Source organism: Arthrobacter sp. ov118 (assembly GCF_900116495.1).
Classification (GTDB): Bacteria; Actinomycetota; Actinomycetes; order Actinomycetales; family Micrococcaceae; genus Arthrobacter.
This window is the reverse complement of sequence record NZ_FPAY01000002.1, coordinates 88,377-104,673: the sequence shown is the minus strand read 5'-3', so window position 1 is coordinate 104,673 and position 16,297 is coordinate 88,377. Positions and strand designations below refer to the sequence as shown.

Genomic DNA, 16,297 nt, shown 5'->3' with positions numbered 1-16,297 from the left:
CAACCGCAGAAGCTCAGGACAGACATGAACAGGGGCTTGAATTGATAGGGAACGCGACATTCCGGTACAGCAACACCGCCTTGCTTTCGGTGAGCAGCGTCGAAGCTCCGACGATCGTCAGTTCCACGGATTTCGACCGCAGGCTGGCTCTGACGCTCCGGCGGCTGAAGTTCCCCCCGAAGCTGCTCGAACGGGTCGCCGGCATCACGCACCGGCGCTGGTGGGCCCCCGGGACGTCATTCGACGACGCCGCCATCGAGGCGGGCGCGAAGGCCCTGGCCGAGTCCGGCATCGAGGCGTCCGAGGTTGGCCTGCTGATCAACACGTCGGTGACGCGGCGCAACCTCGAACCGTCTGTCGCGGTGAAGATCCACCACGGACTCAGCCTGCCGACGTCGGCCATGAACTTCGACCTCGCCAACGCCTGCCTCGGATTCGTCAACGGGATGACCCTGGCGGCCAACATGATCGACTCAGGCCAGATCAAGTACGCGATGATCGTCAACGGCGAGGATGCCCAGGCCACGCAGGAGGCCACCCTGGCCCGGCTGCAGCGGCCCGAGACGACCCGCGAGGACTTCAACCGCGAGTTCGCCACGCTCACCCTGGGCTCCGGAGCCGCCGCGGCCGTCCTGGGCCCGGTGGACCAGCATCCCGGCGCGCACCGGATAGTCGGCGGCGTGATGCGGGCCGGCACCGAGCACCATGAATTGTGCGTGGGCGGCATCGACGGCATGGCCACCGACACCAGGGGCCTGCTCGACGGCGGCCTGCAGCTCGTGATGGACGCGTGGAAAGAGGCCCAGCCGGAGTGGAACTGGGGCTCGATGGACCGCTACGTCACACATCAGGTGAGCAACGCCTATACGCAGGCCATCATCGACGCCATTGACCTGGACCCGGACAAGGTACCGATCACGTTCCCGCATTGGGGCAATGTGGGCCCGGCTTCGCTCCCCATGACCCTCGCCGCTGAAGCCCAGACCCTCGAAACCGGGAACCGCGTGCTGTGCATGGGCGTCGGTTCCGGCCTGAACACCGCCATGATGGAAATCGTTTGGTAGCCGCCGACTGGCCCGGCGTCGACGCCGCATGGTCGCGCGAAATCGATGTGGCGTCCACCTCGGCCGCGGATGAGCCCGGAGCCGTGCGCCGCTGGCATCTGCTCGACAACGGTGCCCAGCTCGCTCGGCGCGGCCTGACTCCCGCCGGCACCCTGCTCTGCGTGCACGGCAACCCGACGTGGTCCTACCTTTGGCGGACCCTGCTGGCCGCCGGATCCGATCCCGCACATCCGTGGCGCGTGGTGGCGGTGGACCAGCTGGATATGGGGTTCTCCGAACGCACCGGCACGTTCCGGCGCCTCGCGGACCGGATCAATGACCTGGCCGATCTCACCGCCGCGCTCGGTCTGGACGGGCCCGTCGTCACGGTCGGCCACGATTGGGGCGGCGTGATCAGCCTCGGCTGGGCCCTGGCACATCCGCAGCAGCTCGCCGGCGTGGTGCTGACCAACACCGCCGTCCATCAGCCCTCCGGCTCGTCCATCCCGCCGGCGCTGCGGCTTGCCCTGCACCCGGCCGTGCACCGCTGGGGAACGACGACGTCGGACGCCTTCTTGCGGGTGACGCATTCCCTGGCCCACCCGCCGCTGGCCACTGATGTCCGCAGCGCCTTCATGGCCCCCTACCGGGGCGCCGACCGCCGCGCCGGCGTGGGGAACTTCGTCGCGGACATTCCTGCCGACGCGTCCCATCCCAGCTTCCCGGCGCTCAACCGCCTCGCCGAAGACCTACGCGGGCTGACGGTTCCGGCCCTGATGCTCTGGGGCCCGCGGGACCCGATCTTTTCCGACCGGTACCTCAAGGACCTCATCGGCCGGCTGCCGCACGCGAAAGTACACCGCTTCGAGGGCGCCGGGCACCTGGTCGCGGAAGACCGGGACATCGCCGCTCCCGTCTTCGAGTGGCTTGCCGGGCTCGGCCAGGACGAGCCGCTGGAGCACGACTCTGAAGTCCACGGCACTGAGAACCACGGCACTCAAATCCACGGCACTGGGGTCCCGCCCCTTTGGGCGCCGCTCACCGAGCTGGCGGCGGGAGCGGCCGCCGGGGACACCGCCGTCGCGGAAATGGCGGCGGACGGCAACATCGCCCGCTCGCTTAGCTGGCAGGAGCTGGAACAAAATGTGGCCGCCCTCGCGGCGGGTTTGCAGGAAGCAGGCGTAGGGCACGGCAGCCGGGTGAGCCTGATGGTTCCGCCGGGCGTGGACCTGACAGTGGTCCTCTACGCCTGCCTGCGGCTCGGCGCGGTGGTGGTCGTCGCCGACGCCGGCCTCGGCACCCGCGGCCTGAGCCGCGCCGTGAAGGGCGCCACCCCGGATTTTCTCATCGGAATCGACAGGGCGCTGGCGGCCGCCTCGGTACTCGGCTGGTCGGGACGGCGCATCAGTGTGCGGGACCTCCCGGCCGCCCGCCGCCGCCTCCTCGGCGTCGAAACCTCCCTCGCCGCCCTCGCCCGCCGCGGGGCCAGCCTGAGTCCGGAGCTTCTCTTCGAAGAAACGGCTCCGGCTCCGGATGCCGACGCCGCCGTGCTCTTCACCTCCGGCTCCACCGGTCCCGCCAAGGGCGTGCTCTACACGCACCGGCAGCTTGCTGCGATGCGGGATACCGTGTCCGCCACGCTGGGGATCAGCCCGGGCGCACGCTTGGTGGCGGGCTTCGCGCCGTTCGCCCTGCTGGGACCGGCGCTCGGAGCAGTCTCGGTGACGCCCGCCATGGACGTCACCGTGCCCCGCACCCTCACGGCCACCGCGCTTGCGGACGCCGCCGCCGCCATCGACGCCACGGTGATCTTCGCCTCGCCCGCGGCGCTGCGCAACGTCGTCGCGACCCAGGGCGGCCTGGGCCGGGCGGGGCATGAGGCCTTGGGGCGCGTGGAGCTGCTGCTCTCGGCCGGCGCCCCCGTTCCCGAATCCCTCCTCACGGAGGTGCAGCGGCTGCTGCCCGGCGCCTCGCTGCACACGCCGTACGGGATGACGGAGGCGCTGCCCGTGACCGACATCAGCCTCGAACAGATCCGCGCCGCGGAGGCCGACGCCGCCGCCGGCACCGTCGCGGGGGCCGGCAACGGCGTATGCGTGGGCCGGCCGGTGCACGGCGCCCGCGCGGCCGTCATCCCACTCGCCGCCGATGGCACCGCGGCCGGGAACGAGCCCGTCACGGAGGCGGGAGTGACCGGGGAGATCCTCGTCAGCGCCCCGCATGTGAAGGAAGCCTACGACAGGCTCTGGCTGACCCAGCGCGAGAGCGTCCGCACGGCGGGATGGCACCGCACTGGCGACGTCGGGCACTTCGATGCCGCCGGCCGGCTCTGGGTGGAAGGACGCCTCGCGCACGTCGTGACGGCGCCGGGTGCCGTGGTCACGCCCGTAGGCGCCGAGCAGGCCATCGAACGCCTGGACGACGTCGGCCTGGCCGCCGTCGTTGGGGTCGGCCCGGCCGGGACGCAGGCCGTGGTCGCCGTCGTCGAGACCGTCCCTGCCGCCCGCCGGGCCGGTCCGGCCGCGCCGCAGCTCGCCGGGCGCGTACGGGACGCCGCCCGCCGGGCAGGCGTCAGCATCTCCGCCGTGCTCGCTGTCCCCTCCCAGCCGACCGACATCCGCCACAACGCCAAAATCGACAGGACCCGCCTGTCCCGGTGGGCTGCGGCGGTGCTGGCCGGCGGCCGCGCGGGCACGCCGTGAGGGTCCTGGTCACCGGCGCGAGCGGCCTGCTCGGCCGTGATGTAGCCGGACTGCTGGTGCGGCAGGGCCACGCCGTCACCACGTTCCAGCGCCGTCCCTCGGGAGTGGCCGGCGCCGCGGACTTCGCCGGGTCCCTGGCGGATGACGACGCCGTCCGGCGCGCCGTCGCCGGCGCCGAGGGCGTCATCCACCTGGCCGCGAAAGTCTCCTTCACCGGCCGTGCCGCGGATTTCGACGAGGTGAATGTCGAAGGCACCCGCCGTTTGCTCCGTGCCGCCCGCGCGGCCGGCGTGCGGGACCTGGTGTTCGTCTCTTCCCCGTCCGTCGCCTACTCCGGGGGCGCCATCGCCGGACTGGGCGCCGAGCCGGCGGACCCGGCCCGCGCGCACGGCGACTACTCCCGCACCAAGGCCGAGGCCGAACTGCTGGCGCTGGCCGCGGACTCGCCGGAATTCCGCGTCGCGGCAGTGCGCCCGCATATCGTCTGGGGCCCTGGCGACACGCAGCTGGTGGAACGGGTGCTGGACCGTGCCAGCCGCGGCCGCCTGCCGCTGCTCGACGCCGGGGCGGCGCTGATCGACACCACCTACGTGGACAACGCCGCCTCGGCCATCGTCGCCGCGCTGCACCGCATGGAGCACATCCACGGCCGGCCCCTCGTCGTCACAAACGGCGAACCCCGCCCGGTCGGGGAGCTGCTGGCGGGCATCTGCGCCGCGGCCGGCGTCCCGGCACCGTCGTGGTCGGTGCCCGGCAGGTTCGCGCGGGCGGCAGGATCGGTGGTGGAAAGGCTCTGGTCCCGGGCCGGCCGGGCAGAGGAGCCGCCGATGACCCGGTTCCTCGCTGAGCAGCTCTCCACCGCCCACTGGTTCGACCAGCGCGAAACCCGCAATCTCCTCAACTGGACCCCGGCAGTCTCGCTTGACGAGGGCCTGGCGAAGCTGGCGGAATATTACGTCAGGACTCCCGTTACCAGCGGCCGTTCCTGGGCCGGGGCTGGCAGACGGGGCAGGTGTAGGACGAACGGTTCATAAACTGTTCGCGCAAGAGCGGGCTGACGCGGCCGGCGGCGGCGCAGCGCCTGCACGGAAGGCCCTCCCGGCCGTAGGCGTTCAGGGAGCGCTCGAAATACCCCGAGGCGCCGTTGACGTTGACGTACAGCGAATCGAAGCTCGTCCCGCCGGCGGCCAAGGCATCCGTCATGACATCGCGGGCGGCGTCGAGTACCCGCAGGGCCTCGGCCCGGCGCAGAGTGTCCGTGGGCCGGGCGTAGTGCAGCTGCGCCTTCCAGAGCGCCTCGTCCGCGTAGATGTTGCCGATCCCGGAGACCAGGCCCTGGTCCAGCAGCGCCCGCTTGAGCCCGGTCTTCCGGGCCCGCAGGCGCCGGTAGAAGGCATCGAAGGAAAAATGCGGGTCCAGCGGGTCCCGGGCAATGTGCGAGGCTTCCTCGGCGATCAGCGGCAGCGGCGTCTCGGCAAGGCCGCCCGGGCCGCCGTCGTCCGTGGGGATCAGCGAGGTCAGGAACAGGCCGCCGAAGATGCGCTGGTCCACGAACCGCAGCTGCTCGGGCATGTCCCCGGCGGCGCTAAGCCGAAGCCGGACCTTCAGGTGCTTTTCGTCCGGAACGCGCGCGTCCTGCATGAGCAGCTGCCCCGACATGCCCAGGTGGGCCATGAGGGCGACGGCGGGGGCCGGGTTGTGGGGGGCCTGGTTGTGCGGTGCAGGGTCTCCGGGTGTGTCCGCGAGCGGCATCCACAGGAATTTGCCGCGGCGGACCACATCCAGGACCCTGGCGCCTTCCAGGTTGCCGGCGAAGTCCTCCGGTCCCAGGGCGTGCCGCCGCAGGGAGCGCGGGTCCAGCACGTCGACTGAGGTGATGGTCCGGCCCCGCACCCAGCTCACGAGTCCGCGCCGGACCACCTCAACTTCGGGCAGTTCAGGCAAGGCCGCAGCCTAGCTGCCGGTCTGGGTGTCGGAAGCCTGGGACCCGGCGGTCTGGGTCTCGGCGGCCGGGGCGGTCAGCCGGCGCCAGGCATCGGCGGCGGCTTCCTGTTCGGCTTCCTTCTTGGAGTTGCCGGTGCCGGTGCCGTAGTCCGTGCCGCCAATCCGCAGCACCGCCTCGAAGGTCCGGGCGTGGTCCGGTCCGGAGCCCTCCACCGCGTAGTTGATGGTACCGAGCTGCCGGCTGGCCGCGAGCTCCTGGATACTGGTTTTCCAGTCGGTTCCCGCGCCCAAGGCTGCGGCGTCCTTCAACAGCGGACCGACCAGCCGCATAACCAGCTGCCGGGCCGTCTCGATGTCGTTGGACAGGTAGGTGGCGCCGATCAGCGCCTCCATGGTGTCCGCCAGAATGGAGGCCTTGTTCTTGCCTTCGGTGAGCTTCTCGCCCTGCCCGAGGTAAATGTAGTCGCCCAGTCCGATGCTGCGGCCAATGCCCGCCAGCGCCCGAGTGCTGACGACGGCGGAACGGCGCTTGGCCAGATCGCCTTCGGGCAACGTGGGGTTGTCACGGTACAGCGCGTCGGTCACGGAGAATCCCAGGATGGAGTCGCCGAGGAACTCAAGCCGTTCGTTGGTGGGAATGCCGCCGTTTTCGTAGGCGTAGGAACGGTGTGTCAGAGCAAGACGAAGCGTCCCGGCGTCAATAGTGACACCGAGACGCTTCAGAAGCTCTTCAGTTGAAGACATCTTTTCAGCCTGTTGGCGGATTAGACGTCCGCGACCTTGCGGCCCTTGTACTCAAGGAACAGCGCAGTGCCAGCCGAGTCGGTAACGACCTTTGCCTGGTGCGGCAGGCTGTACACAACCTGGCCGTTCTCTACGGTCTTCACCAGGTGGGGGGCAGTTGCCTTCCACTGGGAGCGGCGGGCGCGGGTATTCGAGCGAGACATTTTCCGCTTGGGAACAGCCACGGCTAACTCATTTCTCTCTAGTCCAACACTTACAAATCAGTTTTGCCGGTCAGGCTTAGCCAAGTCAGCCAGGGCGGCCCAACGAGGATCTACGACCTCGTGGTGATGCCCCGGCTCGTCTTCCAGGCGTGCTCCGCATTCGGAGCAAAGGCCCTGGCAGTCTTCCCGGCACACCGGCTGGAACGGCAGTGTGGTTACCACTGCGTCCCGCAACACCGGCTCAAGATCGATTAGATCGTGCTCGACTCGACGTTGCTCTTCTTCGTCTTCTCCGTCCGAGAACGCAGCGTCCTCGTAGAAGAAAAGTTCTTGCACACTGACCTCTTGGTCATACGCAAGGGGATCCAGGCATCGGCCGCATTCGCCAGTTACTTCGACGAACGCGGTTCCTGATACCAGAATTCCTTCGTGTACGGCCTCGAGCCGCAGGTCCAGCTCGACATCCGAGCCTTCCTGCACGCCAATGAGCGCCACACCAAGATCACTTGGCGCGGGTACATGTTCCTTCAGCGTCCGCATGCTTCCCGGACTGCGTCCGAGGTCCTTGACGTCGAACGCCAGGGGCGAACTAGCATCTCGTTTAATGAGAACTCCTGTTGAACATATGACCGACGTACTATCTTAGCCTGAACTTCCGGACGGACTCAAACCGACAAACCGGTCCGCAGCATCTCGCTGCAAACCAGCCCCGGAAAGGGCCGCGCATCCGGCGTCAGGCGCCGAGTACCGGTCAAGCTTACCCTTTGCGCGGACGGTTTTGGACCGGCACGTCCGGAGCCAGGCGCTTGAGGACGGACCGGGGCACAAAGTCCGAAACATCCCCGCCGAGGCTGAAGACCTCTTTGATGAGGGTGGATGACAAGTGCAGATAGTGGCCCTCCGCGGGCAGGAACACCGTCTCGACGCCGGTCAGCTGCCGGTTCATGGTGGCCATCGGCAGCTCGTAGTCGAAGTCCGATGACGAGCGCAGGCCCTTGACGATCGCGGACACCCCGCGCTGCCGGCAGTACTCTGCCAGGAGGCCCTCCCCCACCGGTTCCACCACGATGCCGCGCAACGACGCGAACGTTTCTTTGGCCATGTCGATCCGCTCCTCAAGGCTGAAGCGGTACTTCTTGGCGTAATTCGTGGAGACGGCCACGATTACCTCGTCGAAAAGGCCCGCGGCGCGCGCTATGACCTCAAGGTGTCCGTTGTGAATGGGGTCAAAGGAGCCAGGGCATACGGCGCGTCTCATGCTCCGAACCTACCGTATTGGCGCCGCAGGCCGGGATACCATGACTGAATGTCAGCAATGCAGTCCCCTGCCCAGCTCCCGTGGCAGCGCGCCGCGACGGGCGCCAATCTGCTCTCCCCGGACGGTTCCCTGGGCGTCACTATCTTCGAGGAGATGACCACCCTGGCCCTCAGAACGGGCGCCATCAACCTCGGCCAGGGCTTCCCGGACGAGGACGGCCCCGTGGAGATCAAGGAGGCCGCCCAAGCCGCCATCGCCGCCGGGGCGAACCAGTATGCGCCCGGCAAGGGCATCCTGCCGTTGCGGGAGGCAATCTCCCTCCACCAGCGTCGGTTCTACGGCCTGGCTCCCGATCCCGAGACAGAGGTCATCGTGACCACCGGTGCCACCGAGGCCATCGCCGCCTCGCTGCTAGCGCTGGTCGGCCCCGGGGACGAAGTGCTCACCTTCGAGCCTTTCTACGACTCCTACGGCGCCATCATCGGCCTGTCCGGCGCCACACATGTCACGGCCCCGCTCCTCGCCCCGGATTTCATGCCGGACCGCGCCGCGCTGGAGGCGGCCTTCAGTCCGCGCACCAAGGTGGTGCTGCTCAACAATCCGCACAACCCCACGGGTGCGGTGTTCCCGCGCGACGTGCTTCAGCGGATCGTTGACCTGGCCGCCCGGCACGACGCCGTCATCATCACGGACGAAGTGTACGAGCACCTGACCTTCGGCGTGCAGCACATCCCGCTGGCCACCCTGCCCGGCGCGGCAGAACGCACCCTGACCATTTCCTCCGCCGGCAAGACCTTCTCCTTTACCGGCTGGAAAATCGGCTGGCTCTCCGGCCCGGAGCACCTCGTGGCCGCCGCCAGGACCGTCAAGCAGTTCCTGAGCTACAGCTCCGGCACGCCGTTCCAGGCCGCGATCGCCGTCGGGCTGGGCCTTCCGGACGAGTTCTACACCGGCATCGCCGACACGCTCCGGTACAAACGCGACATCCTCAGCGAGGGACTCCGCGCTGCAGGCCTGGACGTCCTCACGCCGCAGGGGACGTACTTCGTGAACGTGGACACCTCCCCGCTGGGAATCACCGATTCTGTCCAACTGGCCCGGCGGCTTCCGGAACTCGTGGGGGTAGCCGCCATCCCGGTGCCGGTCTTTTGCCACGCCGACGGCGCCGAGCGTACCCGCAGCCTGCTGCGCTTCGCGTTCTGCAAGCAGATGCATGTGCTGGAGGAGGCCGCCGAGCGGCTGTCGACCCTGCGCGACAGGCTCTGAGGATGGCGGAGCAGCCCGGCAGTTCGCGTTTCCTGCGGACCACCGGACAGCATGCCGCAATTGAACCGGATCCTTTCACCGACGGCGGCTTCGTGCTGAGCATCGGCGGCGCGGAGCAGTCCCATGTGAACCTGGCCGATCCGGCGGACATCTTCTATGAATATCTGCGCCGGATCGGGCATGTGGTGGACCTCGCCGCTCCGTGGGGCGAGCCGATCACGGCGCTCCACTTGGGCGCAGGAGCCTTGACCCTGGCCCGCTACATCCAGGCCACCCGGCCCGGTTCGATCCAGTACGCGGTGGAGCTGGAGCGGGAACTGCTGGACTTCGTGCTGGCGCAGCTGCCCCTGCCGGAAGGTACGCGGTTGAGCACGGTGATCGACGATGCCCGCCACGCCCTCGCGGAACTTCCGGCGGAACTGCGCTTCGACGTCGTGATCCTGGACATCTTCTCCGGCCCGGAGGCGCCGGAACACATCGCGTGCACCGGGTTCTACCGGGAGGCGGCGGCAAGGCTTACGCCGCGCGGGGTCTTGATAGTCAACGTGGGCGACGAACCCGGGCTGACCCTGGTCCGCAGCCAGGTCGCGGCCATGCGCCGGGCCATGGCAGACGTCGCGGCCTTCGCAGAGTCCGGGATGTTCACCGGCCGGTACCCCGGCAACATCATCCTGGCCGGCACGCAGGGCCGGTGGCCGCAGGTGTGGACGGCGGCGCTCACCGCGCGCGGTCCGCATCCGGCGAAGGTCCTCGCCGGCGTCGAGCTGGACGTGCTTTCGGACTAGCCGGGCTCTAGTCGCCGGCTTCTACGCCCGGCTCGGCGAACCAGAGCCGGGTTTCCCCGTACTTCTTTTCGGCGAACCGTTCCATGCCCTCGGGCCAGGTCGGTTCGGGGGCCCGGGACGAGCGCTCCACCACCACCACAGCTCCCTCGTCCAAATGCGGCACGAGTTTTGCCAGCACGGCGGCGAGGGCCGGCTCGTCCAGGGGGTAGGGCGGATCCAGGAACACCAGGTCCCAAAGCACTGTGTCGACGGTCCGTTCCAGGAATGATTCGACCTTTGAGCGGTGCACGGAGACCACCTTGCGGGCCGCCACCGTGTTGACCAAGTCCGCGTTCCGCTGGCAGACGGCGCTGGCCTTGGCATCGAATTCGACGAGGTCCACCGTGTCCGCGCCGCGGCTGCCGCTCTCCACCCCCAGCGAGCCGGATCCGGCATAGAGGTCCAGCACCCGCGCCCCGGCAATGATGTTGAAGGCGTCCAGGCGGGAGAACAATGCTTCCTTGACCCGGTCCGTGGTGGGCCGCGTCAGGTTTCCGGGCACGCTGACCAGGGGGCTGCCGCCGACGGCTCCGGCAATGATCCGGCTCACCGCAGGTGCCCTTGGGGTGTGGTCCTAACCGCGTTCAAGGAACGCCTCCTTCTCGGGGTTCAGGTATTCGTCGATGGCCGCGGCGAGACGGGGCTGGCCGCTCAGCGAGGGGTCGGCGGCCACGATCCGCTGGGCGTCCTGTCGGGCCCGTGAGATCACGTCCTCGTGTTCGAGCACGCGCAGCAGCTTCAGCGTCGAGCGGCCACCGGACTGCGAGGCGCCCAGGATGTCGCCTTCTCGGCGCAGTTTGAGGTCCTCCTGGGAAAGTTCGAAGCCGTCGGTCGTGGCGGCCACGGCGTCGAGGCGCCGCCGGCTGGGATGGCCCGGTTCCAGGGCGGTGACCAGCAGGCAGGTCCCCGGCAGCCCGCCGCGGCCCACCCGCCCGCGCAGCTGGTGGAGCTGGGAGATGCCGAAGCGGTCCGCGTCCAGGATCACCATGAGTGTGGCGTTGTGCACGTCGACGCCGACTTCGATCACCGTGGTGGAGACGAGCAGTTTGGTCTCGTTGGCGGTGAACGAAGCCATGGTCCCGGACTTCAGGACGGGGTCCTGCCGGCCGTGCAGCGGCGCGACGGGCACTCCGGCCAGGGCCGGTTCGTCCCGGAGGTGTTCCACGACGCCGGTGACGGAGGCCAGCTCCCGCGAGCCGTTCTCACCCTCGAGGTCCGCGTCGGGCGGTGCGGCCTCACCCGGGGTGAAGTCGCCGTCGTCGTCAGCGCCGATCTTGGGACAGACGACGTAGACCTGGTGGCCGGCGTCAATTTCCTCCCGCGAACGGGACCAGATGCGGCCCGCCCAGGCCGGGTGCTCCGACAGCCCCACCACGTGGGTGGAGATCGGCGCCCGGCCGGCGGGGAGCTCGTCCAGCACGGACGTCTCCAGGTCCCCGAAAACCGTCATGGCCACGGTCCGCGGAATGGGCGTGGCCGTCATGACCAGCAGGTGCGGCGGTTTGCTGGCCTTGGCCCGGAGGGCGTCACGCTGTTCCACGCCGAAGCGGTGCTGTTCGTCCACGACGATCAGCCCGAGGTCGTAGAAGGACACATTCTCGCTCAGGAGGGCATGCGTGCCGATCACAATGCCGGCGGTCCCCGAGGCTGCGTCCAGCATGGCCTGCTTCCGCGCCGCCGTGGGCATCGAGCCGGTGAGCAGGGTGACCTGGACGGCGTCGGAACCGAAGCCGCCAAGGAGCCCGTCCCGGGCGAGCGGACCGAGTGTGCGCCGGATCGATTCGTAGTGTTGGGCGGCGAGGACCTCGGTGGGGGCCAGCAGGGCCGCCTGTCCCCCGGCGTCCACCACCTGCAGCATGGCGCGCAAGGCCACAATGGTCTTGCCCGAGCCCACTTCGCCCTGCAGCAGCCGGTTCATCGGCGAGTCCTGCGCCAGCTCTTCGGAGAGGGTCTTGCCGACGGCGGCCTGGCCGGCGGTCAGGGTGAACGGCAGCTGGCGGTCGAAGGCGGGCAGCAGCCCGTCCGGGGCCGGGCGCCGGGCCGTGGCTTCTTCGGCCGCCAGTTGGGCCCGGCGCCGGGCCAGGGCCGACTGGAGCACCAGGGCTTCCTGGTAGCGGAACCGGTCCCGGGCGCGCTGCCAGTCCGCCGGGGTTTCCGGGGAGTGGATCAGCCGGTACGCGTCCGCGACCGGCAGGAACTTCTCCCGCGCCGCGATCTCCGCTGGCAGCGGGTCGCCGAGGGCCTCCAGATCCGCGGTGTCCAGCAGGGTGGAGATGACCTTGTGGATGGACCAGCTGGTCAGTTTGGCCGTGGCCGGATACACCGGGATCGGCATGGCTGCGAGCTTTTCCGGATCCATGCCCGGCGTGTCAGGGTCCTCGTCAAGGAGCAGGAAATCGGGGTTGGTCAGGCCCAGGGATCCGCCGTAGCGCGTCACCTTGCCGGAGAACATGGCGCGCCGGCCCGGCTGGAGCTCGGCCTTGGCCCGGAAGCCGTTGAAAAAGCTCACCTTCAGCGTGCCCGGATGCGCGCCACTTGCCCGTCCCGGACCAGAGGAGGTCCCGGCGTCGTCGGAGATCACGACATCGGTGAGGGAACCGCGGCGGGCGCGCATTTGCCGGGTGCTGCTGGAGATCACCCGGGCAATGAGGGTCACTTCCTCGTCCAGCGGAACCTCGCTGATGGGGGTCAGCTCGCCGCGGCTGAGGTAGCGGCGCGGGAAGTAGTTCAGCAGGCCGCCGACCGTGGTTAGACCGAGGTGTTTTTCGATGACAGCCGCGGAGCGCTTGCCGATCCGGCGTTCCAGGCCCAGGTCAAGCTCAGCGTTCATGTCCGTTGGGGGTCCAGGTATCAGTGGCGAAGCCACCGTCCGGATCACGCGGCACGGCCAGCTCGCTGACGGAGAGGTCCGCGGGCTCGCCGAGGGAACGGATCAGCGCGACGGCCGGTTCGGCGTCCAGGACGTGGACATGGACGCGCCAGCGGTAGTGTCCGGCGGCATCCGCGGCTCCGCCGACCTGGCTCATGATCACAGAGTCGCCCATTTCATCCAGCCGCTGCCGCAACATGGCAGCGTCCAGCGGCGAGAGGGAGATCGTGCACATGACTTCCACGCCGTCGTCGCGGGGCATGTCGGCATGGATGTGCGGATCCTGGACGTCGTAGCCGTGCAGGCCGTCCAGCAGCTCGCTCTGGAGCTCTTCGCCCAGCACGGCGGAGCGGAGGCAGTCGAGGATCAGGAGCATGCCCACACCGCCCGCGTCCACCACGTGGGCGGCCTGCAGGGCATCGAGCTGGTCTTCGGTGCGCACCACCGCCTCCAGGGCTGCTGCGACGGCGGCATCCAGGGCCAGGCCGAGGGTCTGGTTGCTGTCATCGCCATCGTGCGCGGAGTCGACGGCGGCCGCGGCCCGGGCGGCGGCTTCCATGACGGAGAGCATGGTGCCGGGCACCGGGTCGCTCAGCGCGGACCAGGCCCGGATCTGGGCGCGGTTCAGCGCCGCGGCCAGCAGCGGAGAGCTGATCCGGGCGTGCCCCGCCAGCGGTTCGGCGGCGGCGCACAGGAAGACGGCGAACAGCGTTCCGGAGTTGCCGCGGGCCTGTTCCATGGCGGCCTGGCCGGCCCGGGACAGGACGGAGCCGACGTCGTTGTGTGCCGGCCGGGCGGTCCCGGCCGCCTGCACGGTCATGTCCGCTGTGATCCGCGGCATGGCGGCAGTGTCCGTCACTGTGTCGTGCAGTGCGTGGGCCGCGGCGCGGACGGTCAGGTAGAGGTTGGTGCCGGTGTCGCCGTCGGCTACGGGAAAGATGTTGATGGCGTTCAGGCGGTCGCTGTGGTTGCCGAGCGTGGTTTCCGCCTTGCCCAACCACCGCTTCATCGCATGCGCGTTGGCGGCAATTTTAGTCTGCAAAGTGATCCCATCCCACAGCGTCAGCGGGCCTGCCCGCGATGTTCACGCCCGTGCTTTGCGTTGGTGCAGGGGCCTCTACCGAGCCTATCGCAGTGAAACCGGGAGGGAGCTGAACGCCGGGGGGAAACGCGGCCAGCAGTCCGTGGTCCTCGCCGCCGCCAAGCACCCAGGACATCGGGTCTGTTCCCAGCAGGTCCGACGCCGGCAGCAGCGGCGCGGCCAGTGCCTTCAGGGCAGCAGGGTCCAGGTTGAGGACGGCGTGGCTGGCTGCGGCCATACGGTTGCCGTCCCGGACAAGTCCGTCCGAAATGTCCATCATGGCCGAGGCGCCTGCCTCGCGGGCCGCGGGGCCGGCCGCGAGCGGCGGGGCCGGCCTGCACTGCGTGTCCAGAAGGGCCCGCTGCCCGGCAGTGAGGACGTCAACGTGGACCTCCGATTCCAACAGCGCCAGCCCGGCTGCGGCGCGGCCCACTGTTCCTGCAAGCGCCACCGTGTCCCCCGGCCGTGCGCCGGAACGCAGGACAGGCTCGCTGCCGTCCAGGGTGCCAAGGATCGCGACGCTGACCGACAGTTCGCGGCCGCGGCCGAGGTCGCCTCCGGCCACCGTGCAGCCCGGGGCGCCCAATTCCCGGAGGCCGGCCACGAGGCCGTCCGCGAAGTCCTCCACCCAGGACACCAGGGTCTCCGGCGGCATCGTCAGGCTCACTACCAGGGACGTGGACCGGGCGCCCATGGCGTTGATGTCGCTGAGGTTTTGCGCGGCGGCCTTCCAGCCGACGTCGAACCCGGTGGTCCGGTAGCCGTTGTTCCATTCGAGCCGGAAGTCCTGGTCCGCCACCTGGGTGTCGATGCTGAGCACGGTCCGCCCGTCCGGCGCCGCGACAATCGCGGCGTCATCACCCGGGCCCAGGAGCAGGGACGTCGGCGTCTCCGCCCCGCCGCCGGCCTCCGGGACAGTGAGCCGCGGGAAAATGCGCGCCAGCAGCTGGGCCTCCGAGAGCCCGGCCACGGTGAGGGCGGCATCCACCGGCACAGCTTCCGGCACGGCTTCCGGCACGGCGGTTTCAGAGGCGGTAGCTTCAGGCCCAGGAGATTCAAGCACAGACCTACGCTACAGCGGTGCTGCAACAGAGCCGCGCCGACGGCCCCTCATGTGAGGCTCCAGCGTTGTTCACGCTCACGGACGGCCATAGGACAGGAAATAGGGCTGCTGCTTCGCGTTGGTGCCGGACTTCGCCGTAAAGTAGCCGAACGCCGCAAATCTGCGTTTCCCAAGGATGGGGCGGACCGTAATGTAGTCGCCCCAACGTGGTTCAGCTGCCGCTCCGGCGGTCGCGGTTGAAGTGTCCCGGAAGTAGACGACGTAGTCGCCTAGGATCCCGAAGCAAGAATTCGGGTAGTCGTGGCTGCCGCCGACAGCAACGCCGTACGCCACCTCGCCCTCCGAACCGACCGCCAGGCACCCATAGGCGAACGCATAGTCCGGGTTCCAGACCTGTCGCTCCTCGACCCGGGTCCACGTCCCGCGATCGATACGTGCAAGGCGTACGTGCGCGTTTGGATAAGTCGGGTTCTCGCCGGCACCGCTGGCAGCGGCATCCCAGGCGACCCACAGGTCATTTCCGTGAACGACCGAGGCGGACACGTTCGCCACACCGCGTGTCAGCCAATCGACGTCGTCAGGGTCCAGCGATTTCAGGTCGTTTGCAACGGGGAACTGCCCGACGGGCACGTCGTGGAAGGCGTACGTTCCGGTGCCGTCGTCCAGCCTCATGACCTGCAACGTCGAGGAGTCTGCGATGGCAACGCAGTGCACACCCGCCGAGTTCTGCTGGGATAGATCCGAAAACTGATACATCCCATCGAGCGGGTTGGTGTACGCCCAATGCACGGGCTGGCCGCCCAAAAAGGTCGGCAAGATCCAGCGTCATCACGATCCGCCCATTTCCCGTCAGGTTGGTCGTCATGTAGAGCCGTGTTTCGCTGAATGCAAGATCCTGCCGGTCGGTTGCCACCTTGGGCAAGCCGACCAAGCTCGAAGTGAAGTCGTACACGGTCCAGGCATTCTCGACGTCGTTCGCGACCTTCTGGGCTGAGGCGACCGCGAGGCGGAACGTGCCGTCCCCCGTTGTCGGGTCCTGTTCGTGCTGCTGCATCCAGGCGAACAGTTGGACACGGGGCACATAGATCATCACCTGATCGACCGCCCTGCCAGCCGCCGCGGGCAGGAACGTGGTCGGGTCATGGTCAGTAAACGTCCCACCCTCGTCCAGAGAAACCATCAAGTATGAGTTGCCCACGCTCAACACCACCTTTGAGCCGCCGTTTGAGCCGCTGGGATCCGGCGGCTCCAGCACTCCCCGGGGCGGATCAAATGGCGTGTAGGTGGTGAACTCTATGTC

15 protein-coding genes are annotated in these 16,297 nt (G+C 68.8%); 5 read left to right on the top strand and 10 right to left on the bottom strand.

The window, feature by feature from the left end; all coding sequences use genetic code 11:
* Positions 1-41: 41 nt before the first annotated feature.
* Genes BM372_RS05885 through BM372_RS05875 form a run of 3 tightly spaced genes read left to right on the top strand, consistent with a single transcriptional unit; the run spans position 42 to position 4,779 of the window.
* Positions 42-1,064, top strand: coding sequence for a 3-oxoacyl-ACP synthase III (locus BM372_RS05885; protein WP_090953161.1), 1,023 nt, complete (start codon positions 42-44; stop codon positions 1,062-1,064).
* Positions 1,058-3,745, top strand: a complete 2,688-nt coding sequence (locus BM372_RS05880) for an alpha/beta fold hydrolase (RefSeq protein ID WP_090953158.1) — start codon at positions 1,058-1,060, stop codon at positions 3,743-3,745. The genes BM372_RS05885 and BM372_RS05880 overlap by 7 nt, the downstream gene beginning before the upstream one ends.
* A complete protein-coding gene (locus BM372_RS05875) occupies positions 3,742-4,779 on the top strand; it encodes an NAD-dependent epimerase/dehydratase family protein (RefSeq protein ID WP_090953735.1) in 1,038 nt (345 codons plus the stop codon). The genes BM372_RS05880 and BM372_RS05875 overlap by 4 nt, the downstream gene beginning before the upstream one ends.
* Here BM372_RS05875 and mutM read toward each other — a convergent pair.
* From mutM to coaD, 5 genes are all read right to left on the bottom strand, one after another.
* Positions 4,715-5,689 (bottom strand): bifunctional DNA-formamidopyrimidine glycosylase/DNA-(apurinic or apyrimidinic site) lyase, encoded by a 975-nt coding sequence (gene mutM, locus BM372_RS05870; RefSeq protein ID WP_090953156.1) that lies wholly within the window; start codon positions 5,687-5,689, stop codon positions 4,715-4,717. The two genes, BM372_RS05875 and mutM, sit on opposite strands and share 65 nt — an antisense overlap.
* Before the next feature lie 9 nt (positions 5,690-5,698).
* The gene (gene rnc, locus BM372_RS05865; RefSeq protein WP_090953154.1) at positions 5,699-6,433 is read right to left on the bottom strand and encodes a ribonuclease III; all 735 of its coding nucleotides are present in this window, start codon (positions 6,431-6,433) and stop codon (positions 5,699-5,701) included.
* Between the two features lie 20 nt (positions 6,434-6,453).
* Complete coding sequence (gene rpmF, locus BM372_RS05860) at positions 6,454-6,657, bottom strand: 50S ribosomal protein L32 (protein WP_056738282.1); 204 nt, start codon at positions 6,655-6,657, stop codon at positions 6,454-6,456.
* 36 nt (positions 6,658-6,693) lie between these two features.
* Positions 6,694-7,218: a YceD family protein gene (locus BM372_RS05855; RefSeq protein ID WP_090953152.1), complete on the bottom strand. Its 525-nt coding sequence runs from the start codon at positions 7,216-7,218 to the stop codon at positions 6,694-6,696.
* A 175-nt stretch (positions 7,219-7,393) separates the two neighbouring features.
* Complete coding sequence (gene coaD, locus BM372_RS05850; RefSeq protein ID WP_090953149.1) at positions 7,394-7,894, bottom strand: pantetheine-phosphate adenylyltransferase; 501 nt, start codon at positions 7,892-7,894, stop codon at positions 7,394-7,396.
* A gap of 48 nt (positions 7,895-7,942) precedes the next feature.
* On the opposite strand from coaD, the gene BM372_RS05845 reads away from it, so the two are divergent.
* Together BM372_RS05845 and BM372_RS05840 are read left to right on the top strand one after the other, a co-directional pair.
* Positions 7,943-9,160 (top strand): aminotransferase class I/II-fold pyridoxal phosphate-dependent enzyme, encoded by a 1,218-nt coding sequence (locus BM372_RS05845; RefSeq protein WP_090953147.1) that lies wholly within the window; start codon positions 7,943-7,945, stop codon positions 9,158-9,160.
* A 2-nt stretch (positions 9,161-9,162) separates the two neighbouring features.
* Complete coding sequence (locus BM372_RS05840; RefSeq protein ID WP_177235910.1) at positions 9,163-9,945, top strand: spermidine synthase; 783 nt, start codon at positions 9,163-9,165, stop codon at positions 9,943-9,945.
* 7 nt (positions 9,946-9,952) lie between these two features.
* Here the strand turns inward: BM372_RS05840 and rsmD are convergent, their stop codons facing one another.
* From rsmD to BM372_RS05815, 5 genes are all read right to left on the bottom strand, one after another.
* Positions 9,953-10,534, bottom strand: coding sequence for a 16S rRNA (guanine(966)-N(2))-methyltransferase RsmD (gene rsmD, locus BM372_RS05835; protein WP_090953145.1), 582 nt, complete (start codon positions 10,532-10,534; stop codon positions 9,953-9,955).
* A gap of 24 nt (positions 10,535-10,558) precedes the next feature.
* Positions 10,559-12,814 carry an ATP-dependent DNA helicase RecG gene (locus BM372_RS05830; protein WP_090953143.1) on the bottom strand — a complete coding sequence of 752 codons (2,256 nt, stop codon included), beginning with the start codon at positions 12,812-12,814 and terminating at the stop codon, positions 10,559-10,561.
* Positions 12,804-13,862 carry a DAK2 domain-containing protein gene (locus tag BM372_RS05825; RefSeq protein WP_090953140.1) on the bottom strand — a complete coding sequence of 353 codons (1,059 nt, stop codon included), beginning with the start codon at positions 13,860-13,862 and terminating at the stop codon, positions 12,804-12,806. The genes BM372_RS05830 and BM372_RS05825 overlap by 11 nt, the downstream gene beginning before the upstream one ends.
* Positions 13,863-13,884: 22 nt before the next feature.
* Complete coding sequence (gene thiL / locus BM372_RS05820; protein WP_371261712.1) at positions 13,885-14,922, bottom strand: thiamine-phosphate kinase; 1,038 nt, start codon at positions 14,920-14,922, stop codon at positions 13,885-13,887.
* Positions 14,923-15,072: 150 nt separating this feature from the next.
* Entirely contained in the window at positions 15,073-15,813 is a 741-nt protein-coding gene (locus BM372_RS05815) for a hypothetical protein (protein ID WP_143111437.1), read from the bottom strand.
* Positions 15,814-16,297 lie beyond the last annotated feature (484 nt).

Coding starts and splice junctions, on each gene's coding strand:
- BM372_RS05840 (WP_177235910.1), top strand. CDS start 9,163: ATGGCGGAGCAGCCCGGCAGTTCGCGTTTCCTGCGGACCACCGGACAG.
- coaD (WP_090953149.1), bottom strand. CDS start 7,894: ATGAGACGCGCCGTATGCCCTGGCTCCTTTGACCCCATTCACAACGGA.
- BM372_RS05845 (WP_090953147.1), top strand. CDS start 7,943: ATGTCAGCAATGCAGTCCCCTGCCCAGCTCCCGTGGCAGCGCGCCGCG.
- BM372_RS05825 (WP_090953140.1), bottom strand. CDS start 13,862: ATGAAGCGGTGGTTGGGCAAGGCGGAAACCACGCTCGGCAACCACAGC.
- BM372_RS05830 (WP_090953143.1), bottom strand. CDS start 12,814: ATGAACGCTGAGCTTGACCTGGGCCTGGAACGCCGGATCGGCAAGCGC.
- rnc (WP_090953154.1), bottom strand. CDS start 6,433: ATGTCTTCAACTGAAGAGCTTCTGAAGCGTCTCGGTGTCACTATTGAC.